The 23,829-nt window shown below is 73.2% G+C and carries 24 protein-coding genes; 17 read left to right on the plus strand and 7 right to left on the minus strand.

The annotated features are described in order from the left end of the window. Positions 1–28 precede the first annotated feature (28 nt). The 8 genes from ACZ4D5_RS27280 (at position 29) to ACZ4D5_RS27315 (ending at position 7,016) form a co-directional block, all read left to right on the plus strand. Positions 29–1,048: a TIGR03842 family LLM class F420-dependent oxidoreductase gene (locus ACZ4D5_RS27280; protein WP_467775049.1), complete on the plus strand. Its 1,020-nt coding sequence runs from the start codon at positions 29–31 to the stop codon at positions 1,046–1,048. A 479-nt stretch (positions 1,049–1,527) separates the two neighbouring features. Then, positions 1,528–1,929: a 6-pyruvoyl trahydropterin synthase family protein gene (locus tag ACZ4D5_RS27285; RefSeq protein WP_467775050.1), complete on the plus strand. Its 402-nt coding sequence runs from the start codon at positions 1,528–1,530 to the stop codon at positions 1,927–1,929. Between the two features lie 188 nt (positions 1,930–2,117). Further along, positions 2,118–2,741 (plus strand): 7-carboxy-7-deazaguanine synthase QueE, encoded by a 624-nt coding sequence (locus ACZ4D5_RS27290; protein WP_467775338.1) that lies wholly within the window; start codon positions 2,118–2,120, stop codon positions 2,739–2,741. Continuing rightward, positions 2,741–3,409, plus strand: coding sequence for a GTP cyclohydrolase I (folE, locus tag ACZ4D5_RS27295; protein ID WP_467775051.1), 669 nt, complete (start codon positions 2,741–2,743; stop codon positions 3,407–3,409). The genes ACZ4D5_RS27290 and folE overlap by 1 nt, the downstream gene beginning before the upstream one ends. A 19-nt stretch (positions 3,410–3,428) precedes the next feature. Continuing rightward, the gene (guaB, locus tag ACZ4D5_RS27300) at positions 3,429–4,586 is read left to right on the plus strand and encodes an IMP dehydrogenase (RefSeq protein WP_467775052.1); all 1,158 of its coding nucleotides are present in this window, start codon (positions 3,429–3,431) and stop codon (positions 4,584–4,586) included. Beyond that, positions 4,583–5,176: a phosphoribosyltransferase gene (locus ACZ4D5_RS27305; protein ID WP_467775053.1), complete on the plus strand. Its 594-nt coding sequence runs from the start codon at positions 4,583–4,585 to the stop codon at positions 5,174–5,176. Before guaB ends, ACZ4D5_RS27305 begins: the two co-directional genes overlap by 4 nt. After that, complete coding sequence (locus ACZ4D5_RS27310) at positions 5,173–6,468, plus strand: UbiD family decarboxylase (protein WP_467775054.1); 1,296 nt, start codon at positions 5,173–5,175, stop codon at positions 6,466–6,468. The genes ACZ4D5_RS27305 and ACZ4D5_RS27310 overlap by 4 nt, the downstream gene beginning before the upstream one ends. A gap of 41 nt (positions 6,469–6,509) precedes the next feature. Beyond that, positions 6,510–7,016 carry an NUDIX hydrolase gene (locus ACZ4D5_RS27315; protein ID WP_467775055.1) on the plus strand — a complete coding sequence of 169 codons (507 nt, stop codon included), beginning with the start codon at positions 6,510–6,512 and terminating at the stop codon, positions 7,014–7,016. Here ACZ4D5_RS27315 and ACZ4D5_RS27320 read toward each other — a convergent pair. Continuing rightward, entirely contained in the window at positions 6,991–7,974 is a 984-nt protein-coding gene (locus ACZ4D5_RS27320) for a carbohydrate kinase family protein (protein WP_467775056.1), read from the minus strand. The two genes, ACZ4D5_RS27315 and ACZ4D5_RS27320, sit on opposite strands and share 26 nt — an antisense overlap. Before the next feature lie 172 nt (positions 7,975–8,146). Between ACZ4D5_RS27320 and ACZ4D5_RS27325 the strand changes: the two genes are divergently transcribed. Next, the gene (locus ACZ4D5_RS27325; protein WP_467775057.1) at positions 8,147–9,301 is read left to right on the plus strand and encodes an MFS transporter; all 1,155 of its coding nucleotides are present in this window, start codon (positions 8,147–8,149) and stop codon (positions 9,299–9,301) included. Here ACZ4D5_RS27325 and ACZ4D5_RS27330 read toward each other — a convergent pair. The 3 genes from ACZ4D5_RS27330 to ACZ4D5_RS27340 are packed head-to-tail and all read right to left on the minus strand — an operon-like array spanning position 9,270 to position 11,407. Beyond that, complete coding sequence (locus tag ACZ4D5_RS27330) at positions 9,270–10,118, minus strand: helix-turn-helix domain-containing protein (RefSeq protein ID WP_467775058.1); 849 nt, start codon at positions 10,116–10,118, stop codon at positions 9,270–9,272. The two genes, ACZ4D5_RS27325 and ACZ4D5_RS27330, sit on opposite strands and share 32 nt — an antisense overlap. Positions 10,119–10,128: 10 nt before the next feature. After that, the gene (locus ACZ4D5_RS27335) at positions 10,129–10,728 is read right to left on the minus strand and encodes a DUF2867 domain-containing protein (protein ID WP_467775059.1); all 600 of its coding nucleotides are present in this window, start codon (positions 10,726–10,728) and stop codon (positions 10,129–10,131) included. Between the two features lie 13 nt (positions 10,729–10,741). Continuing rightward, entirely contained in the window at positions 10,742–11,407 is a 666-nt protein-coding gene (locus ACZ4D5_RS27340) for a TetR/AcrR family transcriptional regulator (RefSeq protein WP_467775060.1), read from the minus strand. A gap of 117 nt (positions 11,408–11,524) precedes the next feature. Between ACZ4D5_RS27340 and ACZ4D5_RS27345 the strand changes: the two genes are divergently transcribed. Beyond that, positions 11,525–12,196 (plus strand): DUF4232 domain-containing protein, encoded by a 672-nt coding sequence (locus ACZ4D5_RS27345; protein WP_467775061.1) that lies wholly within the window; start codon positions 11,525–11,527, stop codon positions 12,194–12,196. Between the two features lie 19 nt (positions 12,197–12,215). On the opposite strand, the gene ACZ4D5_RS27350 is transcribed toward ACZ4D5_RS27345, so the two are convergent. Next, a complete protein-coding gene (locus ACZ4D5_RS27350) occupies positions 12,216–13,280 on the minus strand; it encodes a lipoate--protein ligase family protein (protein WP_467775062.1) in 1,065 nt (354 codons plus the stop codon). 265 nt (positions 13,281–13,545) lie between these two features. Between ACZ4D5_RS27350 and ACZ4D5_RS27355 the strand changes: the two genes are divergently transcribed. Continuing rightward, positions 13,546–14,919, plus strand: a complete 1,374-nt coding sequence (locus tag ACZ4D5_RS27355; protein WP_467775063.1) for a cryptochrome/photolyase family protein — start codon at positions 13,546–13,548, stop codon at positions 14,917–14,919. A 46-nt stretch (positions 14,920–14,965) separates the two neighbouring features. On the opposite strand, the gene ACZ4D5_RS27360 is transcribed toward ACZ4D5_RS27355, so the two are convergent. Both ACZ4D5_RS27360 and ACZ4D5_RS27365 read right to left on the minus strand, forming a co-directional pair. Beyond that, entirely contained in the window at positions 14,966–15,619 is a 654-nt protein-coding gene (locus tag ACZ4D5_RS27360) for an SDR family NAD(P)-dependent oxidoreductase (RefSeq protein ID WP_467775064.1), read from the minus strand. 26 nt (positions 15,620–15,645) lie between these two features. Then, positions 15,646–16,260: an RNA polymerase sigma factor gene (locus ACZ4D5_RS27365; RefSeq protein WP_467775065.1), complete on the minus strand. Its 615-nt coding sequence runs from the start codon at positions 16,258–16,260 to the stop codon at positions 15,646–15,648. 99 nt (positions 16,261–16,359) lie between these two features. Between ACZ4D5_RS27365 and ACZ4D5_RS27370 the strand changes: the two genes are divergently transcribed. The 6 genes from ACZ4D5_RS27370 to ACZ4D5_RS27395 all read left to right on the plus strand — a co-directional run bounded on the left by ACZ4D5_RS27370 (position 16,360) and on the right by ACZ4D5_RS27395 (position 23,799). After that, positions 16,360–17,331, plus strand: coding sequence for a MerR family transcriptional regulator (locus ACZ4D5_RS27370; RefSeq protein WP_467775066.1), 972 nt, complete (start codon positions 16,360–16,362; stop codon positions 17,329–17,331). An 85-nt stretch (positions 17,332–17,416) separates the two neighbouring features. Next, positions 17,417–19,264, plus strand: coding sequence for a gamma-glutamyltransferase family protein (locus ACZ4D5_RS27375; RefSeq protein WP_467775067.1), 1,848 nt, complete (start codon positions 17,417–17,419; stop codon positions 19,262–19,264). A gap of 92 nt (positions 19,265–19,356) precedes the next feature. Continuing rightward, positions 19,357–20,184, plus strand: coding sequence for an inositol monophosphatase family protein (locus ACZ4D5_RS27380; protein ID WP_467775068.1), 828 nt, complete (start codon positions 19,357–19,359; stop codon positions 20,182–20,184). An 89-nt stretch (positions 20,185–20,273) separates the two neighbouring features. After that, complete coding sequence (locus ACZ4D5_RS27385) at positions 20,274–21,686, plus strand: phytoene desaturase family protein (protein ID WP_467775069.1); 1,413 nt, start codon at positions 20,274–20,276, stop codon at positions 21,684–21,686. After that, positions 21,683–22,210 carry an O-acetyl-ADP-ribose deacetylase gene (locus ACZ4D5_RS27390; protein WP_467775070.1) on the plus strand — a complete coding sequence of 176 codons (528 nt, stop codon included), beginning with the start codon at positions 21,683–21,685 and terminating at the stop codon, positions 22,208–22,210. Before ACZ4D5_RS27385 ends, ACZ4D5_RS27390 begins: the two co-directional genes overlap by 4 nt. A 92-nt stretch (positions 22,211–22,302) precedes the next feature. Then, positions 22,303–23,799: an AlkA N-terminal domain-containing protein gene (locus ACZ4D5_RS27395; protein ID WP_467775071.1), complete on the plus strand. Its 1,497-nt coding sequence runs from the start codon at positions 22,303–22,305 to the stop codon at positions 23,797–23,799. Positions 23,800–23,829 lie beyond the last annotated feature (30 nt).

The raw sequence follows: 23,829 nt of genomic DNA on the forward strand, positions 1-23,829 counted from the left end.
CCACGGCTCGAACAGGAAGGGGTTTCACATGGACTTCGGACTCGTCCTGCAGACCGACCCGCCCGCCGCCGGGGTCGTCGACCTGATGAAGCGTGCGGAGGGGGTGGGGTTCACATACGGGTGGACGTTCGACTCGTGCGTGCTGTGGCAGGAGCCGTTCGTCATCTACAGCCGCATTCTGGCGGAGACGAGCACGCTGAAGATCGGCCCCATGGTCACCAACCCGGGCACCCGCACCTGGGAGGTCACCGCGTCGACCTTCGCCACGCTGAACGACATGTACGGCAACCGCACCGTGTGCGGCATCGGCCGGGGCGACTCGGCGATGCGCGTGGCGGGGCGCAAGCCGAACACGCTGGCGCGGATCAGCGAGGCGATGAAGGTGATCCGGGCCCTGGGGCGGGGCGACGAGGTGGATCTGGGCGGCACGCTCCTCAGGTTCCCCTGGGTGCGCGAGGGCGCGGAGGTCCCGGTGTGGATGGCGGCGTACGGCCCCAAGGCCCTGAAGATGGCGGGGGAGGAGGCCGACGGCTTCATCCTGCAGCTCGCCGACCCGTATCTGACCCAGTGGATGGTCAAGGCGGTCCGTGACGCGGCCGTCGCGGCGGGCCGGGATCCGGCGGACGTGACGATCTGCGTCGCCGCCCCGGCCTATGTCACCGAGGACGACTCGCCCGCCGCGCTCGCCCACGCCCGCGACGAGTGCCGCTGGTTCGGCGGCATGGTCGGCAACCACGTCGCCGACCTGGTGGCGAAGTACGGCGAGACCTCGGACGCCGTCCCCGCGGAGCTCACGGACTACATCAAGGCCCGCGAGGGCTACGACTACGCCCACCACGGCCGCGCGGGCAATCCCGACACGGCCTTCGTCCCTGACGACATCGTGGACCGCTTCTGCCTCATCGGCACGGCCGAGCAACACGTCGCCAAACTGCGCGAGTTGAGCGAGCTCGGCGTCGACCAGTTCGCTCTCTACGCCATGCACGACGCCCGCGAGGGCGTCATCGACGCCTACGGCGCGGACGTCATTCCCGCCGTGCGCGGCTGACCGGAACGCCGCTGTCCGCCGGGCGGCGACGCTCCCTCAAGGCCCCCTGTGACCAGGCGCGCAGGGGGCCTTTCGGGTGTTCCGGGCGGCCGCATTCAAGACACTTGCGGGGCGCGGCACCCGTCCCGGGCGGGGAGGTGAGCCTCTTCCGTCTCTTCCGTCCGGTAGGGGGGAACGGCGAAAGGTTGCGCGTGCTAAGGGAGTTGAGCGTCGAACGACGTGTGCGCGGCCAGGCATATGACAGGCGGGGCGGGGCCGTGCGCCCGGCGCGGGGCCGTGGCGCGATCCCGTCAGCGAACGTGCGGACCGGTGGTCGGAGGGCATCCGGAAGGGCCGAATTCTGGTCCTGTTGACCCCGCTCAAAAGTGAAGGCATTCACATGGCGGGGTTGCGGTGGGCGTCAGGGCTCACTCACAATCACACAACTGCCATGTCGCCACACCGCTTTCGGTGTGCACACGGAGAAAGGTGCTGGGGCCTTGCTTTCCATCACGAAAGAGTTTCGCTTCTCGGCCAGTCACCAGCTGGCCCATCTGCCCGCGGAACACCCTTGCGGCAGGCTGCACGGTCACAACTACGTCGTGGTGCTCGAACTCTCCGCCACTCCCGACCAGTTGACGGAGGCCGGGTTCGTCCGCGACTACGGCGAGCTCGGCCGATTCCAGAAGTGGGTGGACGAGACGGTGGACCACCGCCACCTGAATGACGTGCTCGAAGGGCGGAATCCGTCGGCGGAGAACTTATGCATGTGGATCCACGAGATGTGGTCGAAGGAATACCCCGAGCTGACTGCCGTGCGGGTTTCCGAGACGCCGAAGACCTGGGCGACGTACCGGCCGGAATCGGCGGATGCGGCCCGGTCGGATCTGCGGGACCACTGACCGTTCATCCCTGTTCCGTCCGACGTTCCGTCTCTCTTTGATGCTGGATCCGACGCGGGCCCGAAAGGGCGCGAAGGGGGTGGTGTGCATGGCGGTTCCGAAGCTCGTGGTCAACGAGATCTTCGGGCCCACCTAGGGCCGTACAGGGCGAAGGGCCTTCCACGGGAAGGTCGTGCGCGTTCCTGCGGCTGGGTGGCTGCAACCTGACGTGTCGGTGGTGCGACACCCCGTACACCTGGGACTGGAAGGGCGAGTCGGACGCCGGCGTCGCCTATCGGGCGGCCGACGAGCTGCACGCGCTCACTCCGGACCAGGTGACGGATCAACTGCTCGGCTTCGGAGTCGAGTTGATCGTGATCTCCGGCGGTGAGCCGCTCAGCCAGCAGGACCGTGTGCTGCCCGTGGTCCGCGCGCTGCGCGCCAGGGGCATCGCGGTGGAGTTCGAGACGAACGGCACCGTCGCCCCCGGCGACGCGCTGGTGGAGGCGGGCGCGGGCTTCAACGTGTCGCCGAAGCTGGCGCACTCCGGAGTGGCGAAGGACCGCCGGCTCGTACCGGAGGTGCTGAAGCGTTTCGCCCAACTGCCGGGCGTCGCCTTCAAGTTCGTCTGCGGCGACGCGTCCGACCTCGAGGAGGTCGACGCACTCGTCGAGGAGTTCGCTCTGCGCAACGTCTGGATCATGCCGAGGGGTCAGTCTCCCGAGGAGATCGACTCCGGGATGCGGAACCTGGCGGACGCGGTGATCGCACGCAAGTGGAATCTCTCGGGAAGGCTGCACGTGAACATCTGGGGAAGCAAGCGGGGGGTTTGATGAGCAACGGCTTCGAAGTTCTGACCGACAGTGAAGTGCTGGCCGACAGTGAGGCGCTGGCCGAGGAGGAGGGGCTGACCGAGGAGTCGTTACTGCACGGCGGGACGGCCGGCGCGGGCGCGGCCCCGGACCCCCTGGAGGAGATCGCCCGGCGCCTGCTCGTCGAGATCGGCGAGGACCCGCAGCGCGAGGGCCTGCGCGAGACGCCGGCGCGCTACGCCCGCTGGTGGCGGGAGTTCACCCAGTACGACCCCGGCTCCGTCGACACCGTCTTCGAGACCACGGCGAGCGGCAACCTGGTCGCGGTCTCCGGGATCAGCGTCTGGTCGCTGTGCGAGCACCACCTGCTGCCCTTCTCCTGCCGGGTGACCATCGGCTATCTCCCGCAGGGCAGCATGCTCGGCCTCAGCAAGTTCGCCCGCATCGCGCACCTGCACGCCCACAAGCTCCAGTCCCAGGAGCAGCTCTCGCAGGACATCGCCGACGACGTCGAGAAGCTGACGGGCTCGCCCGACGTGGCCGTCATAGCCCGCGGCGAGCACCTGTGCATGGCCATGCGCGGCATCCGCACGCCCGCCACGATGACCACCGCCGTGTGGCGCGGCGCGCTCCAGGAGCCGGTGCTGCGCCAGGAGCTGACCGCACTGACCGCCGACACCCGCGGCTGAACGGAGGAGAGAGCCGACGATGCGGATCACTGAACCGCTGCGGACCGGGCTGAGCTTCGACGACGTCCTGTTCGTGCCGCAGCGCACCTCGCTGACCAGCAGGCGCCAGGCCGACACGGCCTCGGAGCTGCTGCCGGGCGTGCGGCTGCGCGTACCGATCATCTCCGCCAACACGCAGTGGTGCACGGGCGACCGCATGGCCGCCGCCATGGCCCTGCAGGGCGGGCTCGGCATCCTGCACCGGATGCAGACCCTGGACCAGCAGGTCACCCAGCTCGACGCGGTCAAGTCCCTGCGCCCGGAAGGGGACGCGGCCGAGCGGGCGACGCTGGCCGCCGACGGACGGCTCCTGACCGGCGCGGCGGTCGGCGTCACCGGCGACTGGCGCGAGCGGGCCGCCGCCCTGGTCGAGCACGGCGTGGACATCCTTCTCGTCGACGTCGCGCACGGCCACAGCGACCAAGTCATCGACAGCGTCCGTGAGTTGCGCAAGGAGTACCCGCACGTCCCGCTGATCGCGGGCAACGTGGCGACCGCCGAGGGCGTGCGCGACCTCGCGGAGGCCGGGGCGCAGGTGGTGAAGGTCGGCATCGGGCCCGGCGGCGTCTGCACCACGCGTCTGGTCGCGGGCACCGGCGTGCCGCAGCTCACCGCGGTCCTGGACTGCGCCGCCGCGGCGGTCGGGTCCGGCGTGCGGATCATTGCCGACGGCGGCATCCGGCAGGCCGGTGACATCGCCAAGGCGCTGGCCGCGGGCGCCGACGCCGTCATGCTCGGCTCCGCGCTCGCGGGCGCCGACGAGAGCGAGGCCACGCCGGTGGAGCGGGACGGCCGCAAGTACCGCATCAGCAACGGCTTCGTCTCCCTCGGCATGGAGCTGACGCTGCGCAAGGCCGCGGGCGGCAAGGTCACGCGGGAGGAGGTCGACGACTACGTCCCCGAGGGCGTCGAGGCGACCTTCCCCGCGTCCGGCCCGCTGTCCACCACGCTGCGCGCGCTCACCGGCGGCGTGCAGTCGGCGATGAGCTACTCGGGCGCGCGCGACCTGGCGGCGTTCCGGGAGAAGGCCGAGTTCATCAGGGTCACCGGCGCGGGCCGCGCGGAGAACCGCCCGCACGCCCGCGAGCGCTCGGTGCAGATCGATGTCGACCACGTCGCGGAGGCCGTACGAGGATGACCGAATCACCCCTCACACAGAAGTCGCGGGAGGCAGGGGGGTCGCAGGAGCCGGACGGACACCCCGGCATGTGGTCGCGGCAGGGCCCCTACCTGCTCGACTGGAACTCCTTCGGCACCCTCCTGGACGACCTCGCCGACGCCGTCCGCGCCGAGGGCTTCGTGCCGGACACCGTGCTGGCCGTCGCCCGCGGCGGCCTCACCCCGGCAGGCCATCTGACCTGCGCCCTCGACGTCCCCGCGATGCACACGATCCGTGTCCGCAGGACCAAGGACGACAGCCGGTACGCGGACAAGCAGCGGCCCGTCGTGGAGGGCGCGGGCCCGCTTCCCGGCGGCCGGGTCCTGGTCGTCGACGACATCGTCGGCACCGGCGCGACCGCCGACGCCGTGCTGGAGTACCTCGCGGCGGCGGGTGTCGACCCGGGCGACGTCCGGTTCGCGGCGGTCGTCCGCAACCACCGGAGCGGCTACGTGCCCGACTACTGCCCGGCCGTCATCGACGACTGGATCGTCTTCCCCTGGGAGACGTCCAGGGAGTCCACGGCGGACTGCCGCCCCTTCCCGGCCGAACTGAGGGTGAGGAAGTGACCACGAGCACCACGGGACCGCGTACGGCGCCGCCCACGGGCGGCGCCTTCCCGGGCAGCGGCCTCACCCCCGCGGCCACCGCCGCCGGCCTGGGCCTGCCCGCCTGCTACGACGCGGTCGACCTGTACACGTACGACGCTCCGATCAGCACCCGCGTCGAGGCGGCCCGCACGCTCGCCGAGATCGAGAAGGCGCACGGGCGCCGGCCCACGGTGGTCTTCACCCACCTCACCGAGCGCCCCGGCGCCCGCGTGCTGTGCCACCCCTACCCGCGCGACGTCCTGCTCGCCGCCCTGAGCACCACCGAGGAACGGCACCTGGAGCAGATGTCGGACCGCCTGGCGGGCCCGGTCCCCACCGCCCCCGCACCCGGTAACGGAGCGCCGAAGCGGATCGAACTCCCGGGACTGATGGACGAGTTGCCGATCCTCCAGCACCGTCCCGGCGACGCGGGACCGTACGTCACCGCGGGCGTCGGGGTGACGACGCGGCCGGACGGCAGCGGCGTCAACCTGGGGTTCTACCGCATCCAGGTGGTCGGACCAGACCGGGCGCGGATCTTCCTGGACCCGCGCACCGACGGGCACCGCAACCTCCTCGCCTGGCTGGAGACCGGCCGCCCCATGCCGATCTCGATCTTCCTCGGCGCGGATCCCGCGGTCACCGTGGTGGCGGCGTCCCGGCTGCCCGCCGAGGGCGACGACTACGACATCGCGTCCCGCCTCGTCGGCCACCGCATCGGCATCGGCGGCACCCCTCCGGTGCCCGACGACGCGACGCACGTCGTCACCGGCACCGTCCTGGAGGAGACCGAAGTCGAGGGCCCCTTCGGCGAGTTCAAGGGCTACTACGCCGAGGCCAGGCGCAGCAACGTCCTCGCGGTGTCGTCCGTGTCCGCGACGCCCGGGGCGCCGTTCCCGACGATCGTGGCGGGCGCCGAGTCCGGCCTGACGCTGATGAGCTTCCAGAACGAGTACCTGATGTACGCCCACCTGCGGGGTGCCGGGTACCCGATCCGGTCGGTCCGCTACTCCCTGCGCGCCCGGGGCGAGTTCGTCGCGTACATCGAGACGGACGAGCCGAGCCAGACGCTGGTGCGGGACGCGATGGCCTTCGACGTACGCTCGAAAGTGATCATCTGCGGCCCCGACCTCGCCAACCCGGGCCAGGCACTGGCAACTTATGGTTTCACCACCCGCACCGAGCCCTACTACCGCAAGGGACGGGTGGAGGGAGAACGCATCGGCCTCGCCCTGGTCATCCCGCCCGACGGATGGCCGACCGAGTACTGACGGATGGCCGACCGAGCACCGAACGAGGATGACACGCAACGATGAACCGATTCTCACGCGCCCTGCCCGCTGCCCTCCTCGCGATCCCCGGCCCCGGCGGGACCGTGACCTTCGTCCACCAGCTGAAGGGGCCGTACGCGGGCAGCTGGCTGCTGCCCGGCGGAGGCATCGAGCCGGGGGAGGCCGCCGAGGCGACGGCCCTGCGGGAGGCCCGTGAGGAGACCGGCATCGCCGCCGAGTCCTGCTCCCTCTTCGCCGTCTACGAGTTCACGGGCAAGTGGGAGCAGGGCCACTACCACCTGCTGATGTTCGCCTTCCGCGCCGACCGGGCGTACGAGCTGCCGGCGGGGTTCGACGGCCACAACGTCGGCGAGATCCGCCAGGCCCGCATCGACGACATCGCCATGCACTCCACCGATCTGCAGATCCTCACCGACGCGGGCCTCGCCTCGTACGACGACAAGACCATCGCGCGGGCGCTCGCCGAGGACGGCATCACCATGCACGCGCACCGGGTGGGCTCTACCGCGCGCTTCCTGGCACCTTGAGCGCGGTGCCCCGCGACAGCGTGCGGCAGGTGCTCTGCCGGCACCCGAGGGTCACCCGGGCCGCCCGCAGCCCCTGGGCGAGGGCGTCCCTGGGGCTCGCGCCGCGCACCAGGCCGAGGACGAACGCGGAGGCCAGCGCGTCACCGGCGCCCGTGTCGTCCGCGCACGCGCCGTCCTCGGCCGGAAGCAGCGTCGCCTCGGGCTCGTCGGCGGTGGCCACGGCCGCGCCGTCCGCTCCCGAGGTGACGACGACGGTCCGGGGGCCCCGGTGACGGAGCAGGACCGCCTGCTCGGCGGGCTCCGCGGCCCGGCCCGTCAGGGTCTGCGCCTCGCGCGCGTTGAGGATCAGGACGTCGTACAGCGGCAGGAGGTGGGTCCGCGGGCCGAAGTCGGCCTGCCGGGTGGGCATGCAGCACATCGGCACCGCGTGCTTCCTCGCCTGACGCGAGGCGCGGAGCTGCAGCTTCTCGTCGAGCCCGCCCTCGGTGACGACCGCCTTCGCGCGGGCGACGAGGCCGTCGAGCGCGGGTCCGGCCAGCGGAGCGGCCGCCGCGGGGTCCGGCAGCGCGATGCGGGAGGAGATCTGGCGCCGCAGGGCGTCCAGCGCGACGTCGAAGCGTCCGACGCCGTCGGCCGTGCGGTGCGTCCGGATGCCGATGCCGAGCCCGGCCATCTCCCTTTCCAGGTCCATGGCGTCGGGGCCGAATCCGGAGAGGCCGACGAAGGTGGGCCGAGCCCCTAATCGGGCCATGTTGACGGCGACGTTGCGCCCCACTCCGCCGTGGTGCCGCTCCACGCTCCAGACCGTTCCCTCCGGGCTCTGTGCGCCGAGGCGGTAAGTGCCCGCGGTGAAGAACTTGCGGTCCATGACGAGCGATCCCAGCACCACGACTTCCGCGGCTTCGCCGATTTCGTCGACCGCGCCGACCTCGCCGTTCGCACCGTGTATTTTCCGCACCGGATCGAGCCCCCAGAACAAGAGGAAATGACGTTTCGTGGAAGACAAGAAGGCAAACGCCGTGCGCAGCGTGGAAGTTGACGCGACGTCGGACGGAACGGGCCGAGAAACCGGGGAGGATTCTGGGGCGCAGGCGTTCTGGTGGAAGTTCTGGCTAATCTATCTCGCGGGCGTGACCGCCGCCACCAGCATGGGAAAGATGACGCCGGTATCCGTGGAATTACGCGCGGACTTGTCGCTCTCCCTCAGCCAAGTCGCCCTTGTCACTTCCCTGGTGACCGCGGTGGCCGCCGTACTCGGCCTGGCCGTCAGTTATGTGCTCCGGCCCTATGACGCGCGCCGGATGCTCATCGCGGGGCTGCTCGTGATGGGCGCGGCCGGGCTCTTCTGCGCCCATACCGGAAGTTTCGCGGGCATGCTGGCGGGGCGCCTCGTGGAGAGCGTCGGCTATGTGGTCGTGGTGATCGTCGCGCCGGTCCTGCTCTTCGCCCTCGGCAGCGGGAGCCGCCTGACCACCGCGCTCGCCATCTGGGGGACGTTCATGCCGGTGGGCCTCGCGGTGGGGTCGTTCGCCGGGGGTGTGCTCTCCGCGTGGTTCGACTGGCGGGCCTGGCTGACCATCGCCGCGGTGACGACCCTCGTGGTCGCGCTCGCGGTGACCAGGCTGCCCGCGGACAGCGCCGCGGGCCGCCCGGTCGCCGGGCGGGGGAGCGGTGCCGGGGAGGGCCGCGGCGCCCTCGGCGCGCGGGTGCGCCGCCTGGCGCGGCCCATCGCGCTCGGCGCGGGCTTCGCCACGATCAGCGGCGCGATCGTCACCTGCGTCACCCTCTATCCCACCTATCTGCACGAGGAGTTCGACGTCCCCACGGAGACGGCGGGCACGCTCACCGGCGTCGTGTCGTTCGTCGGCGTGACCGGCGGCTTCCTGGCGAGCGCGCTGCTGCGCAGGGGCAAGAGCGTGACGTACCTCTTCCTGGTCGCCCTGCTGATGCCGGCCGGGGCGTTCGCCGCCTTCGGCGGGGTGGGCGGCACCTGGGGTTCGGTGGGCAGCGCGCTCGTGGTGGCGTTCAGCAACGAACTGGTGGTGGCGACGGTCTTCGCGGCCATCCCCCTTGCCGTGCAGGCGAGTTCGGACATGGACTCGGCGAACGGCCTGGTCGCGCAGCTCGGCAGCATCGGCGCGCTCGCGGCGCCGCCGCTGGTGGGGCTCGCGGTCACGGTCGCGGGCGGATGGTGGGCCGTGGGCCTGTGTCTGCTCGTGGGGTGCGGGGCAGGGACGGTGCTGCTGTGTCTGGCTACGCGCGGCGGGCGGGCCCGGGCTGCGTGAGGTCCGCCGACCACCGCTCCCGCGCCGGGCCGAGCTCACCCGGCGTGCACCCCGCGAAGGCCCGCACGTCGCGATGCAGATGGGACTGGTCGGCGTACCCGCACACGGCCGCGGCCTCGGCGGCGCGCAGGCCCGCCGACAGGGCGCGGGCGGCATGGTCGAAGCGGACGAGCATCGCGGCGCGCTTGGGGGTGAGGCCGACCTGGGCGGTGAACCTGGACCACAGCCGCCTGCGGCTCCAACCGCACGCTTCGGCCAGGGTGTTGACGCCCACGAGGCCGCCCCGGGAGACGATCCGCTGCCAGGCGGTGGCCACCTCCGGGTCCACCGGCGCCCCTGATCCGCAGCGCTCGGCCAGGAAGCGGTCGAGCAGTGCGAAGCGTGCCTCCCAGCCCTCGGCGGCGGCCAACTCCTCGCGGAGCAGGGCATGGTGGCGTCCCCACAGGTCCGCCAGGTCGATCACGGCGCGCTCCCGGTCGGTGGGCGAGACGCCGAGCGCGGCGTAGGCCGTCAGGGGCGACAGGTGCACCTCGACGCAGTCGACCTGCCGTCCTCGCACCCGAGTCGGCCTCGGCGCCATCCCGGCGAGCAGGCCGCTCAACTGCCGTGTCCCGTCCGTGCCTTCGAGGGCGACGGGATGGTCGCCGAGGTCGATCACGACCGTCACGGTCGGCTGGGGCAGCACCCGTGCGTCCAGGCCGACGGCGCGTCGGTCGCGGAACCCCGCGACGTCCACGCCGTCCAAGGGCGTGCCGCCGAGCGGGTGGACGACCTCCCAGCCGCTCGCCCGCTCGGCCTCGAACGGATCCGCCTCCATGTGCTCCAGGTTACGTGCGGCGCGTGCCGTGCGTGCCGTGTGCCTGCCAGGTCTGGGCGATCTCCCGCATCAGCGGCGGATAGACGAGCAGGTGCCGGAACGGCGAGATCGCGGCCATGTAGGCCTTTCCGAACAGGCCGTTGGGCTTGACCAGGACGGCCATCTGGCCGCGGTGGCCGCCCTTGCCGTCCGGGACCCAGCTCATGTGCATCACGCCGTGCACGGTCCGATTGGCCATCTCCGAGGCCCACTCGTCGTCCGTCTGGTAGATCGAGGTGAAGGGCAGCTTCGCGAACTCGGGCCCCGAGGGCCCCTCGCGCAGATCGGCCGGCAGCCGGTCGCGCAGCGTGGGCACCCGGCGGCCGACGGCGGAGTCCTCGCCGTCCCAGCCGAGGAGCTCGCCCAGCTTCCAGCGGATCGCGAAGAGCGCGCGGGCGATCCAGGACGGGGAGTCGGAGGTGTCGCCCCCGACGGTGTCCTGGATCAGCAGCGGGAAGTCGTCGGGCCCGCCGGGCGTGGGCAGTGCCCACACGTCGTAGAGGCGGAAGTCGGGCGTGATCTCGTGGATCCTCCAGGGCCGCGACGTGTGCGCGGCGTCGGGCAGCTTCATGCGTGGACCTCCGTCAGTCCGGTGAGGAAGTACGGGGAAGGCCGGTCGGGCCCGCGGAGTACGCGGGGTACGCGGAGGGCGCGAGCCCGAGGACGCCCGCGACGGCGCGGACGGTGAGGTGCTCGTCGTGCGGTTCCTGTCCCGCCAGGGCGATCACGGTGCCGTCGAGCGCGCCGACGAAGGCGAGAGCGAGGGTTCTGACCGGCGGGCCCGGTGGCACGGTGCCCGCCTCGCGTCCCGCGCCGATGAGCTCTTCGCAGCGCGTGACGAGACTCTCGTACGCCCGCTCGATCTCATGCCCGACGGGATGGTCCTGCCCGCTGAACTCGAGGCGCAGGGCGGTCGCCACGCGGGCGCCGTTGCGCCGGCAGTAGACGGCGTGCCCGCGCGCCAGGGTCAGCAGGGCGGCCACGGGGTCCGGTTCCCGCTCGATGAGCGGGCCCACCTCCCGCATCCAGGTCTCGCCGATCCACTCGATGACCGCGAGCGTCAGGTCCTGCTTGTCCTTGAACTGGTGGTACAGCGCGCCCCGTGTGAACCCGGCCTCGCGCGCCACCTGTTCGAGGACGAGGTTCCCGTAGCCGTAGCGGGAGAGGCCTCGCGTGGCCGATTCCAGGAGAGCGTCCCGCGTGCGTGCGCGGCGCTCGGCCTGAGTGATTCGCTCAGCACCTACATGCATGTATGTATGTTACTGCGGCGGCCCGACGGTCGGGTCTCGGGGGGGGGGTGCGGGACGCCGAGCCCGGCGGTAATTGCCCGAAATGGGCCTGAACGGTGGCCATGACATGATCGCTGCGTGACCGTCGCGCCGAGATCGCTCAGACACGCCACCGCCCTCTCGGCCTGCGCGCTGCTCCTGGCCGGCTGCGGGCTCTCCGAGGAGCTCGACCGCGAGGCGAACCCGGAGCGCAGGCCGACTCCCGCGGCGACGCTGCCGGACCCGGGCCCGAGCGGCTCCGCGGCGGCCGCGCGGCCCGCCGATCCGCCGCGGAGCCGGGACGCCCCGCCCGGACCCGCCTCCGGCTGCCCGAAGTCGGGCTTGACGATGTCCCCCGGCATGGTGACCGCCGCCATGGGGCTGCGCGCGATGTCGGTGACGCTGACCAACTGCGGCAAGGGCGTGCGCGAGGTCCACGGCTACCCCGACATCCGCGTCCGCGGCGTCGACCGCGAGCTGTTCGACGTGACGGTCCTCAAAGGCACGGAGCCGGTCACCACCATGGACGACCCGGGCCCGCGCCGCGTCACCCTGAAGCCGGGGGAGTCCGCCTACACCTCCCTGGTCTGGCGGTACTCGGCGGTCGACGCCGCCACCGAGCGGGGCAGCGGCGTCCATGTGGAGATCGGCCCCGCCGAGGGCGCCCCTCGCCAGACCATCGAGCCGGACGGCGGCCTCGACATCGGCGAGACGGGCATGCTCGGCACGACGGCCTGGCAGAGGAGCCCGTCGGACGACGCCGCCCGCTGAGACGCCCGGCGCCCCCGGGTCACGGCACCCGGGCCGTCCACTCGGACGTCCCGAACTTCGTGCGCACGAGCTCCTGGGCGCGGGCCGTCTCCTCGTCGGTGACCTTGCCCGGGGCGAGGCCGTAGCGGCCGCGGAAGGAGTCGATCATGCGGTCGATCACCGCCTCGCGGGGCAGGCCCGTCTGGCGGCGCAGCGGATCGACCCGCTTCTTGGCGCTCTTCGTGCCCTTGTCGGACAGTTTCTCCTTGCCGATGCGCAGCACTTCCAGCATCTTGTCCGCGTCGATGTCGTACGACATCGTCACGTGGTGCAGCACCGCGCCCGGCCCGCCCCCGGGCGCCACCATCCGCTTCTGCGCGGCGCCCGCGATCTTCCCCGCGTCCGTCGCGATGTCGTTCAGCGGCTGGTACCACGCCTTGATCCCCATGTCGGCGAGGGCGCTGAGCACCCAGTCGTCGAGGTAGGCGTAGCTGTCCTGGAAGGAGAGCCCCTGCACGAGGGCGTCAGGAACGGACAGGGAGTACGTGATGGTGTTGCCCGGCTCCACGAACATCGCCCCGCCGCCGGAGATCCGGCGCACGACGTCGATGCCGTGCCGGGCCGCACCCTGCGGGTCGACCTCGTTGGCGAGCGACTGGAAGCTGCCGATGATCACCGAGGGCGAGGCCCACTCCCACACGCGCAGCGTTGGCGGACGCCGGCCCGCCGCGACCTCCTGGGTGAGCACCTCGTCCAGGGCCATGTGCAGCGCGGGCGGCTGCGGGCCCTCGTGGACCAACTGCCAGTCGTAGTCCGTCCAGTCCGTCGCGTGCGCGAGGGCGCGGCGCACGGCGACGCCGACGCCGTCGGACGTCAGGCCGTACATGACGGTGCCTTCGGGGAGCGCGGCGTCGATGCGGGCGGCCAGGCCCGCGGCGTCCGTGTCGGCGGGAGCGCCGTCCAGGGCGCCGTTGATCGCGTCGAGCGCCTCGTCCGGTTCGAGGAAGAAATCGCCCGCCACGCGCGTGTGCCGCAGCTCGCCGTCCTCGACGTCCAGGTCCACCACGACGAGCTTGCCGCCGGGGACCTTGTACTCACCGTGCACCGTGCTTCCTCCATGCCCGCGGGACGCAGCGCCCTCGGCTCGATGTTTCCGAATCGTCCCCCAACGCTAGCCGAGCCCCGGATTGTCCCGCGGTGCGCGGGATCGCACACCGTAGGGCGCATCCTTGGAGGGCCGACCGGCCGAAGCACAGAGAGAAGAGAGAAGGCGCCAGGAGCACCGGCGGCACGCGCCGGCAGGCAGCTCCGGCGGCACGCGGCGGCAGGGAGAACTGCCGGCGCCGGCACCGCACCACTGGAGTCCCACCATGAACGTCTCGGTCGTCCTGTTCACCTCCGACCTCCGCGTCCACGACCACCCGCCCCTGCACGCCGCCGTCACGAGCGCGGACGCCGTGGTGCCGCTCTTCGTCCGCGACCGGGCCATCTGCGGCACCGGGTTCGCGGCACCGAACAAGGAGGCGTTCCTCGCCGACTGCCTGGCCGACCTCGACCGGCAGCTGCGGGACCGCGGTGGCCGGCTCGTGGTGCGCACCGGCGACCTCGTCGAGCAGGTGCGGGCCGTCGTGGCGGCGACGGACGCCGACGAGGTCCACATGGCCGCCGGAGTCAGCCGGTACGCGCACGCGAGGGAGCGGCGCCTGCGCGAGGCGCTGGAGTGCGACGGGCGGCGTCTGTACGTCCACGAGGCCGTGGTCACCGCGGTCCCGCCCGGCGCCGTGACCCCCGCGAACTCCGACCACTTCGCGGTCTTCACCCCGTACTTCCGCCGCTGGTCCGCGCAAGGGGTACGGGCCGTGCTCGCCGCGCCCCGCACCGTGCGCGTCCCCGACCAGGTGCGCTCGGACGCCCTGCCCGAACGCGGCGACGTCACCGGCACGTCGCCGGGGCTCGCGCGCGGCGGCGAGAGCGTCGCACGCGCGCGGTGGAAGGCGTGGCTGCGCGACGGCATCGACGGCTACCGGGACCGCCACGACGACCTGGCGGGCGACGCCACGTCGAAGCTCTCGCCCCACCTGCACTTCGGCACGGTCTCCAGCGCCGAACTCGTCCACGCCGCACACCGCAGGGCGGGCGAGGGCGCCGAGGACTTCGTCAGGCAGCTGTGCTGGCGCGACTTCCACCACCAGGTGCTCGCCGCACGCCCCGAGGCGGCCACCGAGGACTACCGCACGCGCGACGACCGCTGGCGCACCGAGGAGTCCGCGGCGGAGGACGTGCTGGCGTGGCAGGAGGGGCGCACGGGCTACCCCGTCGTCGACGCCGCCATGCGCCAGCTGCTGCACGAGGGGTGGATGCACAATCGCGGCCGCCTCCTGACCGCGAGCTTCCTGACGAAGACGCTCTACGTCGACTGGCGCGTGGGAGCCCGCCACTTCCAGCGGCTCCTGGTCGACGGCGACGTCGCCAACAACCAGCTCAACTGGCAGTGGATGGCCGGGACCGGCACGGACAGCCGCCCCAACCGCGTCCTCAACCCCCTGCTCCAGGCCAAGCGCTACGACCCGGACGGTGCCTACGTACGCCGTTGGGTCCCCGAACTCGAAGGACTGAAGGGCGCCGCGGTCCACGAGCCGTGGAAGCTGTCGGGCCTTGAGCGGGCGCGGCACGACTACCCCGACCCGCTGGTCGAACTCGCCGACGGGCTCGCCCGGTTCAAGCAGGCACGGGGCATCGACTGACCGGAGCACCGGGCGGGCGGCGCGGGCACCCGGCGGAGGGGCCGCCTCAGGACGAGGCGATCCTGTCCACCAGGGACCGCACCGCCTCCAGGGCGTCCGCCCCCGGCGGGAGCGGGGGCGGGCTGCCGGTCACCGGCCGGTCGGTGAAGCCCGTGTCCAGGCGCGGCGAGCGGATGTCGAGCACCGCGACGGACCGCGGCGCGAGCTCGTCGGCAAGGACCCCCAGCCAGCCGCTCAGTGCGGCCTTCGACGCGGTGTAGTCGGCGCTGCCCTCGCCGGGGCCCTCCTCCGCCGGGCCGGTGACCGCCAGCAGGAACCCCTTGTCCGCCACCACCGGAGCGGCTCCCCGCAGGACGGCCATGGGGCACAGCGCGTTCACCGTCAGGAGGTGGCCCGCCGCCGCGTTCGACACGTCCTGGACGGCGCCGAAGCCCGCGGCCCCGACCGTCACGAGCACCCCGTCGAGCCCCGAGAGCGCACGGTCGGCCCAGGGCGCGAGCGCGGAGCACTGGTCGAGGTCGTACGCCTCGAAGGACCGGGCGGGGCAGTCCCGCAGTTCGCGTGCGAGCGCGGCGAGCCGGACCGGGTTGCGCCCGGCCAGCGCCAGCTGCGCCCCGTGCTCCTCCAGGGCGTAGGCGGAGAGACCGCCGAGGGTGCCGGTGGCGCCGACCACCAGGACGCGGGCGCCGAAGAGTTCCACAGTGTTCTCCCAGGGTGGGGCGAGGGTCAGTTGGGGCAGGCGGAGGGGGCGGTTCCCAGGCCCTCCCTGAGCGCCCGCAGCCCCCGTCGCGTATGGCTCTTGACGGTGCCGAGCGGCAGACCGGTTCGCTCCGAGATCTGGGTCTGCGTCAGGTCCGCGTAGAACGCCAGGCGCAGCACCAGCTGCTGGGCCGACGGCAGGTTGGCGAGTTCGTCCTGGACCAGGACCCGGTCGAGGACCTGCTCCGGGCACGGGCAGGGCGCGGGCGCCGCCTCCTGCCGGGTGCCCACGGCGGCCACGAGCACGGCCCGCCTGGCCCGCGCGGCGAGCGCGTCGGCGACCTTGTGGCGGGTGATGCCCACCAGCCAGGCGCCCGGGCCGCCCGCGCCGGGCCGGTACCCGTGCCTGCCCCGCCAGGCGGCGAGGAAGACCTGCTGCGTCACGTCCTCGGCGTCGGGCCCGTCGCCGAGGGCGCGTCCCGCGAGCCGGTGCACGAGCGGTCCCCAGCGGTGGTAGGCCGCGGCGAGGCAGCGTTCGTCACCGGCGGCGAGGCCCGCCGCCAACTGTTCGTCCGCGAGCGGGGCATCGGGGCCCCGCGGCCCCGGAGGGCCTGGAGGGACAGGGGAGTTGAGCGCCACCATGATGCGTACTCCTCGTGCTGGGGCCGGAGGTCCCCTCAGATTGGTGACAGCGGGAAAGAGACGCCAACCCGCAGCGTTTGTGCGTCGTATGGTCGCCCCATGAGTGCTTCAAGGGCGCGGGGAACTTCCTGGCCGAGCGATGCCGAGGCCGCTCTGACCACGGGATCCGTCGCACGCAGACTGGGCGTCGCGCCGACCACGCTGCGTTCGTGGGAGCGGCGCTACGGCATCGGCCCCGTCCACCGCGAGCAGGGCCGCCACCGGCGCTGGACGCCCGTGGACGTGGGGCGCGTCGAGGAGATGTGCCGGCTGACCGCGCTCGGCGTGCCGCCGGCCGAGGCCGCGCGCGTGGCCCTGCAGGAGGCCGAGGCCGAGAGCCCGCGCTCGCGCCACGGGGGCGAGCCCGGCGCGCTCTCCCTCGGCAACGTCCGCCGCGAGTGCCGCGGTCTCGCCCGCGCGGCGGTGCGGCTCGACGCGCCCGCGGTGGAGGCGCAGTTGAGGACCACGCTGGGCGAGCACGGCTTCACCACGGCGTGGGAGGAGGTGATGGCACCGGCCCTGCACGCCATCGGCCGCAAGTGGGCGTCGTCCGGCGAACGGTACGTGGAGGTCGAGCACCTGCTCTCCTGGCACGTCTCCTCGGTCCTGCGCCGCCCCGCGGGCACGGGTGCCGCGGCCCCGATGGCCGTCGCTCCCGTCCTGCTGACCTGCGTGCCGGGCGAACAGCACACCCTCCCGCTGGAGGCCCTCACCGCGGTCCTCGGCGAACGGGGCCTGCCCACAAGGATGTTCGGCGCCGCGCTCCCCGCGGAGGCGCTGTACGAGGCGGTACGGCGCATCGGCCCCTCGGCGGTGGTCCTGTGGGCCCACTCCCGCGGTACCGCGGACCGCGCGCTGGTGCACCTGATCACGGGTGTGGAGTGGGGCGTACGAGGCGCGAGGACGCACCCTGTGGTGCTGGTCGCGGGGCCCGGGTGGTCGACGGCGGCGGGGGCGTACGCGCCGGGCGTGGAGCGGCTGACGGGGCTGCGGACGGCGGCGGACCGGATCGAGGCGCTGTTCATGTCGTGACGAGGCGCCGTTCATGTCGTGAGAGGGCCGCGGGGTGCGCCCGGACCCCTGACGAGCGCCGACCCCCGCGGCTAGCCTGCGGATCATGTTCACGACGCGTCCCACACTGCAGGGCACCTTCGGCATGGTGTCGTCCACCCACTGGCTCGCCTCCCAGTCCGCGATGGCCGTACTGGAGGACGGGGGCAACGCCTTCGACGCCGCGGTCGCCGCGGGGTTCGTCCTGCACGTGGTCGAACCGCACCTCAACGGCCCCGCGGGCGAGGTCCCGATCATCCTCGCCCCCGCCGACGGCGCCGTACGGGTGCTCTGCGGGCAGGGCGGCGCGCCCGCCGGTGCCACCGTGGCCCACTACCGCTCCCTCGGCCTCGACCTGGTGCCCGGCACAGGGCCGCTCGCCGCCGCCGTGCCCGGGGCCTTCGACGCGTGGATGCTGCTCCTGCGGGACCACGGCACGAAGTCGCTCGCCGACGTCCTCACGTACGCGATCGGGTACGCGCAGGACGGACACGCGCCCGTGGAGCGCGTCACCGGGACCGTGGAGACCGTACGGGAGCTCTTCGAGCGGGAGTGGCCGTCCTCCGCCGAGGTCTACCTGCCCGGCGGGCGCGCGCCGCGGCCCGGCGAACTGTTCCGCAACCCCGCGCTCGCCGGGACGTGGCGGCGGCTGATACGGGAGGCGGAGGCGGACGCCTGTGCCGGGAACCTGTCGGGGGAGGCGTTGCGCGTCGCGCAGATCGAGGCGGCGCGCGAGGTGTGGCGCGCCGGGTTCATCGCCGAGGCGCTCGTACGGCAGGCCGGGCGGCCCACGCTGGACACGAGCGGTGAGCGGCACGTCGGGACGCTCCGCGCGGCGGACCTGCGCGGCTGGTCCGCCTCCTACGAGGACCCCGTCACGTACGACTGGAACGGCTGGACCCTGTGCAAGGCCGGGGCCTGGAGTCAGGGGCCCGCCTTCCTCCAGCAACTCGCGCTGCTGCCCCCGGACGTCGCGGACCTCCCCGCGTACGGCTCCGCCGCGTACGTCCATCTCCTGGCCGAGGGCTGCAAGTTGGCCATGGCCGACCGCGAGGCCTGGTACGGGGACGCGGGTCCCGGCGGCGCGGAGGGCGTGCCGGTACGGGAGTTGCTCTCGCCCGAGTACAACGCCCTGCGGCGGCGCCTCGTCGAGGACAAGGCCTCGCGCGAGCTGCGGCCCGGGGCGCCGGGCGGGCGCGAGCCGCGGCTCTCCGCACACGCGCTCGCGGTGGCTTCGGGAGAGGGCGGGACGGTCGGCTTCGACGCGGCGGCCGGTGCGGGGGAGCCCACGGTGGCGGGAGACGGGGGAACCCGGGGCGACACCTGCCATCTGGACGTCGTCGACCGCTGGGGGAACATGGTCGCCGCCACGCCGAGCGGAGGATGGCTGCAGTCCAACCCCGTCGTGCCCGAGCTGGGATTCCCGCTGGGCACGCGGCTGCAGATGGCGTGGCTCGAGGAGGGCCTGCCCAACTCGCTCACGCCGGGCAGGCGGCCCCGGACGACGCTGACGCCGTCGCTGGCGCTGAAGGACGGCGTGCCGGTCATGGCCTTCGGGACGCCCGGGGGCGACCAGCAGGACCAGTGGCAGGTGCACTTCTTCCTGGGGGTGGTCATGCGGGACGCGGTGCGGGGCGGCCTGGACCTGCAGGGCGCGATCGACGCCCCCAACTGGCACACGGAGGCGTTCCCGGGCTCGTTCCACCCGCGGGGGATGCGGGCCGGCAGCCTCGCGGTGGAGTCGCGCATGGACGCGGCGGTGGTGGACGAGCTGCGCCGGCGGGGCCACGAGGTGACGGTGGGAGGCCCGTGGTCGGAGGGCCGCCTGTGCGCGGTGGCACGGGACCCGAGGAGCGGGCTGCTGTCGGCGGCGGCGAATCCCCGGGGGATGCAGGGGTACGCGGTGGGCCGCTAGCCGGTGCCCGCCGCTCCAGGGGTTCACCCAGGGTTCAGGTGCCGTTCGGCCTGGTCGTACGGGATGTCAGTGCGGCGTGCTCTCATGGAGGCATGATCGAAGACTTTCTGACGCACGGTGTGCGCGACGTGGAAGAGGCCCTCCGCAAGGCCGCCGCGGCGGAGGTCACCCCCCGCTTCCGGCAGCTCGCCGAGGGCGACGTCGTGGAGAAGAGCGGCCCCCATGACGTGGTGACCGTCGCCGACCGCCGCGCCGAGGAGCAGCTCACCGTCGACCTCGCGGCCCTCCTGCCGGGCTCGGTCGTGGTCGGCGAGGAAGCGGTGCACGCGGACCCGTCGACGTACGAGGCGATACGCGGGGACGAGCCGGTCTGGATCGTCGACCCCGTCGACGGCACGCGCCAGTTCGTCCGCGGCGACCCGGGCTTCTGCATGCTCGTCGCCCTCGCCGTCGGCGGCGAGGTGAAGGCCTCCTGGACGTACGCCCCCGTCCTGGACGAGTGCGCCGTGGCGGTGCGCGGCAAGGGCGCATGGCTGGACGGGCGACGCCTGCTCGCCGGTTCCCCGGAGGCCGGCGCGGACCTCGAAGTGGCCACCTCCCACCCGGACTTCACGACCGAGGAGCAGAAGCGGTCCCTGCTGGGGCTGCGGGTGGACGGCGTGCGGCCCCGGCCGTGCGGTTCGGCGGGCCTTGAGTATCTGGCCATCGCCAAGGGGGAGTTGGACGCCGTCGCCTTCTCGTGGGAGCTGGCCTGGGACCACGCCGCGGGGCTGCTGCTCGTCGCCGAGGCCGGCGGCGCCGAGCTGACGCTCACGGGCGAGCCGTTCCGGATCGGCGGGGGCAACACCCTGCCGTTCACCGCGGCGCGCGACGCCGCCACCGCCCGGCGCGTTGTCGACCTGCTCGCGAAGGGCGCCTGAGGGAGGGGCTGCGGGGAGGGTGTCGGTGCCCCGTCCTATCCTGGGCGGCAGTGGCCATCGGCTGACAAAGGAGTCCGAAGGTGCCGTCGATGCTTGATGCCGTCGTCGTGGGGGCGGGACCGAACGGGCTGACCGCTGCCGTCGAGCTGGCCCGCAGGGGCTTCTCCGTGGCCGTGTTCGAGGCCAGGAGCACGGTGGGAGGCGGGGCGCGCACGGAGGAGCTGACGCTGCCCGGCTTCCGGCACGACCCCTGCTCCGCCGCCCATCCGCTGGGCGTCAACTCCCCGGCGTTCAGCGCCATGCCGCTGGAGAGGTACGGCTTGGAGTGGCTCCAGCCCGAGCTGCCCATGGCGCACCCCTTCCCGGACGGCAGCGCCGCCGTCCTGTCCCGTTCCGTCGCCGAGACCGCCGCCTCCTTCGGACCGCGCGACGCGGGGGCGTACCGACGCCTCGTGGAGCCCTTCCTGCCCAAGTGGGACACCCTGCTGCGGGACTTCATGGCGCTGCCGATGAGCTCGCTGCCCCGGGACCCCGTGACGCTGGCCCGCTTCGGACTCGCGGGCCTTCCGCCGTCGACCTGGCTGATGCGCCGCTTCCGCGACGACCGGGCCCGCGCGCTGTTCGCAGGCCTCGTCGCCCACGTCATCGCGCCCCTCGACGGCATCATCACCGGCGGCGTCGGCATGGTCTTCGCCCTGGCCGCGCACGCCCGCGGCTGGCCCGTGGCGCGCGGCGGCTCGCAGTCGATCTCCGACGCGCTCACCGCGTACCTCAAGGACCTCGGCGGCTCCGTCCACACGGACTACGAGGTCAAGCGCCTCGACGACCTGCCCCCCGCCCATGCCTACGTCTTCGACACCGCACCGACCGCGCTCGCCCGGATCGCGGGCCTCGGGCGCGCCTATGAGGGGTATCGGTACGGCGCCAGCGCCTTCAAGATCGACTACGCACTGGACGGCCCGGTCCCCTGGACCGCACAGGCGCCGCGCGTCGCGGGGACCGTGCAGGTCGGCGCGAGCAGCAAGGAGATCGGCGCCGCCCTGCACGCCGCGTCGCGCGAGGGCAGGGCGCCCGACGCGCCGTTCCTGATCACCGTGCAGCCCAGCGTCGTCGACCCCTCCCGCGCCCCCGAGGGCAAGCACGTCTTCTGGGCGTACGGCCATGTCCCGAACGGCTGGGAGGGCGACCTGACCGACGTCATCGAGCGGCAGCTGGAGCGCTTCGCGCCCGGCTTCCGCGACCGCGTCCTCGCCCGCGCCACCGCGGGCCCGCCCGAACTCGCCGCGCGCAACGCCAACTACGTGGGCGGCGACATCGCCTGCGGCGCCGCGAGCGGACTGCAGCTGCTCCTGCGCCCCAAGCTCTCCCTCTTCCCGTACGCCACCAAGCACCCGGCCGTCTTCCTCTGCTCGTCCGCCACCCCGCCGGGCCCCGGCGTACACGGCATGTCCGGGCACAACGCCGCGAAGGCCGTCTGGAAGCGGCTCAGGAGCCAGTCATGACCGTTGCCATCACCGTCGTCCAGGGCGACATCACCGAACAGCGTGCCGACGCCGTCGTGAACGCCGCGAACTCCTCGCTCCTCGGCGGCGGGGGCGTCGACGGCGCCATCCACCGCAAGGGCGGGCCCGACATCCTCGCCGACTGCCGCCGCCTGCGCGCCGGGCACTACGGCAAGGGCCTCGCCACCGGACAGGCCGTCGCCACCACCGCCGGGCGCCTCGCCGCCGAGCACGTCATCCACACCGTGGGCCCCGTCTGGTCGGCCACCGAGGACCGCTCCGAGCTGCTGATCTCCTGCCACCGCGAGGCGCTGCGCGTCGCCGCCGAGCTCGGGGCGCGCACCGTCGCCTTCCCCGCCATCTCCACCGGCGTCTACCGCTGGCCGCTCGACGACGCCGCCCGCATCGCCGTGCACACCGTGCGGGAGGCCGCCGACCCCGCGCTCTTCGACGAGGTGCGGTTCGTGCTCTTCGGCAAGGACGCCCATGACGCGTTCGCCGCCGAGGTCGCCGCACAGGGGTAGCGGGAGGGGGGGCGCGGGGCCCTCCAGGTCGCGCGAGGTTGATGTCGGATTCTCGCCAGCCCCGCCGGGCGGGATCCACGATGCTTGAGGGCATGCACACCGACACAGAGCGCTGTGTACGCGCCGTTCAGTCGAAGGACGCCCGCTTCGACGGCTGGTTCTTCACCGCGGTCGTCACCACGCGGATCTACTGCCGCCCCAGCTGCCCGGTCGTGCCGCCCAAGGCCGAGAACATGACGTTCTACCCGAGCGCCGCCGCCTGCCAGCAGGCCGGATTCCGGGCCTGCAAGCGGTGCCGCCCCGACAGCAGCCCCGGCTCCCCGGAGTGGAACCAGCGGGCCGACCTCGTGGCCCGCGCCATGCGTCTGATCGCCGACGGCGTCGTCGACCGCGACGGTGTGCCCGGCCTCGCGACCCGCCTCGGCTACAGCACCCGGCAGGTCGAGCGCCAGCTGCTCGCCGAGCTGGGCGCCGGGCCGCTCGCGCTCGCCCGCGCCCAGCGCGCGCAGACCGCGCGGCTGCTCGTCGAGACGACCGCGCTGCCCATGGCGGAGATCGCCTTCGCCGCGGGGTTCTCCTCGATCCGCACCTTCAACGACACGGTGCGCGAGGTCTTCGCGCTCGCCCCCAAAGAGCTGCGGGCCCGCGCGCCCCGGCAGGCGGGAGCAGCGCCCTCCGCAGCCGCGCCCTCCGCAGCCGCGGGCGGCGTCCTGTCGCTGCGGCTGCCGTTCCGCGCCCCGCTCAACCCCGACAACCTCTTCGGGCATCTGATCGCGACCGCCGTGCCGGGTGTCGAGGAGTGGCGGGACGGCGCCTACCGGCGGACGCTGAACCTGCCGTACGGGCACGGCGTCGTCGCCCTCACCCCGCACCCCGACCACATCGGCTGCCGGCTGAGCCTGACCGACCTGCGCGATCTCACCATCGCCATCAGCCGCTGCCGCCGCATGCTCGACCTGGACGCCGATCCGGCCGCCGTCGACGGCCAGTTGAGGGACGATCCGCTGCTCGCGCCGCTCGTCGACAAGGCACCGGGACGGCGCGTGCCGCGCACGGTCGACGAGGCCGAGTTCGCCGTGCGCGCCGTCCTCGGCCAGCAGGTCTCCACGGCCGCGGCCCGCACCCACGCCGCACGCCTCGTGACCGCGCACGGCCGCCCGGTCGAGGACCCCGAGGGCGGCCTCACCCACCTCTTCCCGACCCCGAGGGAGCTGGCCGCGCTCGACCCGGAGTCCCTCGCCCTGCCCCGCAGCCGCCGCGCCACCCTGACGACGCTCGTACGTCATCTCGCCGACGGCAGCCTCCGGCTCGGCGTGGAGAGCGGCTGGGACGAGACCCGCGCCCGCCTCGCCGCACTGCCCGGCTTCGGCCCCTGGACGGTCGAGGTCATCGCGATGCGGGCGCTCGGCGACCCGGACGCGTTCCTCCCCTCGGACCTCGGCATCCGGCGCGCGGCCCAGGAGTCGGGCCTGCCGCACACCCCCGCGGCGCTCACCGCCCGCGCCGCGGCCTGGCGGCCCTGGCGCGCGTACGCGGTCCAGTACCTGTGGGCCATCGACGACCACCCGATCAACTTCATCCCCGCGTGAGAGGCATCGCGCGAGAGGCGCCGCGCACGG

The organism is Streptomyces sp. NPDC025651 (assembly GCF_055558735.1).

Bases quoted from the DNA above. Each gene is read 5' to 3' on its own strand.
- guaB (WP_467775052.1), top strand. From the start codon at position 3,429: ATGCGGATCACTGAACCGCTGCGGACCGGGCTGAGCTTCGACGACGTC.
- ACZ4D5_RS27330 (WP_467775058.1), bottom strand. From the start codon at position 10,118: ATGGAGGCGGATCCGTTCGAGGCCGAGCGGGCGAGCGGCTGGGAGGTC.
- ACZ4D5_RS27305 (WP_467775053.1), top strand. From the start codon at position 4,583: ATGACCGAATCACCCCTCACACAGAAGTCGCGGGAGGCAGGGGGGTCG.
- ACZ4D5_RS27385 (WP_467775069.1), top strand. From the start codon at position 20,274: ATGCTTGATGCCGTCGTCGTGGGGGCGGGACCGAACGGGCTGACCGCT.
- ACZ4D5_RS27370 (WP_467775066.1), top strand. From the start codon at position 16,360: ATGAGTGCTTCAAGGGCGCGGGGAACTTCCTGGCCGAGCGATGCCGAG.
- folE (WP_467775051.1), top strand. From the start codon at position 2,741: ATGAGCAACGGCTTCGAAGTTCTGACCGACAGTGAAGTGCTGGCCGAC.
- ACZ4D5_RS27395 (WP_467775071.1), top strand. From the start codon at position 22,303: ATGCACACCGACACAGAGCGCTGTGTACGCGCCGTTCAGTCGAAGGAC.
- ACZ4D5_RS27365 (WP_467775065.1), bottom strand. From the start codon at position 16,260: ATGGTGGCGCTCAACTCCCCTGTCCCTCCAGGCCCTCCGGGGCCGCGG.
- ACZ4D5_RS27355 (WP_467775063.1), top strand. From the start codon at position 13,546: ATGAACGTCTCGGTCGTCCTGTTCACCTCCGACCTCCGCGTCCACGAC.
- ACZ4D5_RS27280 (WP_467775049.1), top strand. From the start codon at position 29: ATGGACTTCGGACTCGTCCTGCAGACCGACCCGCCCGCCGCCGGGGTC.
- ACZ4D5_RS27380 (WP_467775068.1), top strand. From the start codon at position 19,357: ATGATCGAAGACTTTCTGACGCACGGTGTGCGCGACGTGGAAGAGGCC.
- ACZ4D5_RS27375 (WP_467775067.1), top strand. From the start codon at position 17,417: ATGTTCACGACGCGTCCCACACTGCAGGGCACCTTCGGCATGGTGTCG.
- ACZ4D5_RS27390 (WP_467775070.1), top strand. From the start codon at position 21,683: ATGACCGTTGCCATCACCGTCGTCCAGGGCGACATCACCGAACAGCGT.
- ACZ4D5_RS27335 (WP_467775059.1), bottom strand. From the start codon at position 10,728: ATGAAGCTGCCCGACGCCGCGCACACGTCGCGGCCCTGGAGGATCCAC.
- ACZ4D5_RS27315 (WP_467775055.1), top strand. From the start codon at position 6,510: ATGAACCGATTCTCACGCGCCCTGCCCGCTGCCCTCCTCGCGATCCCC.
- ACZ4D5_RS27340 (WP_467775060.1), bottom strand. From the start codon at position 11,407: ATGCATGTAGGTGCTGAGCGAATCACTCAGGCCGAGCGCCGCGCACGC.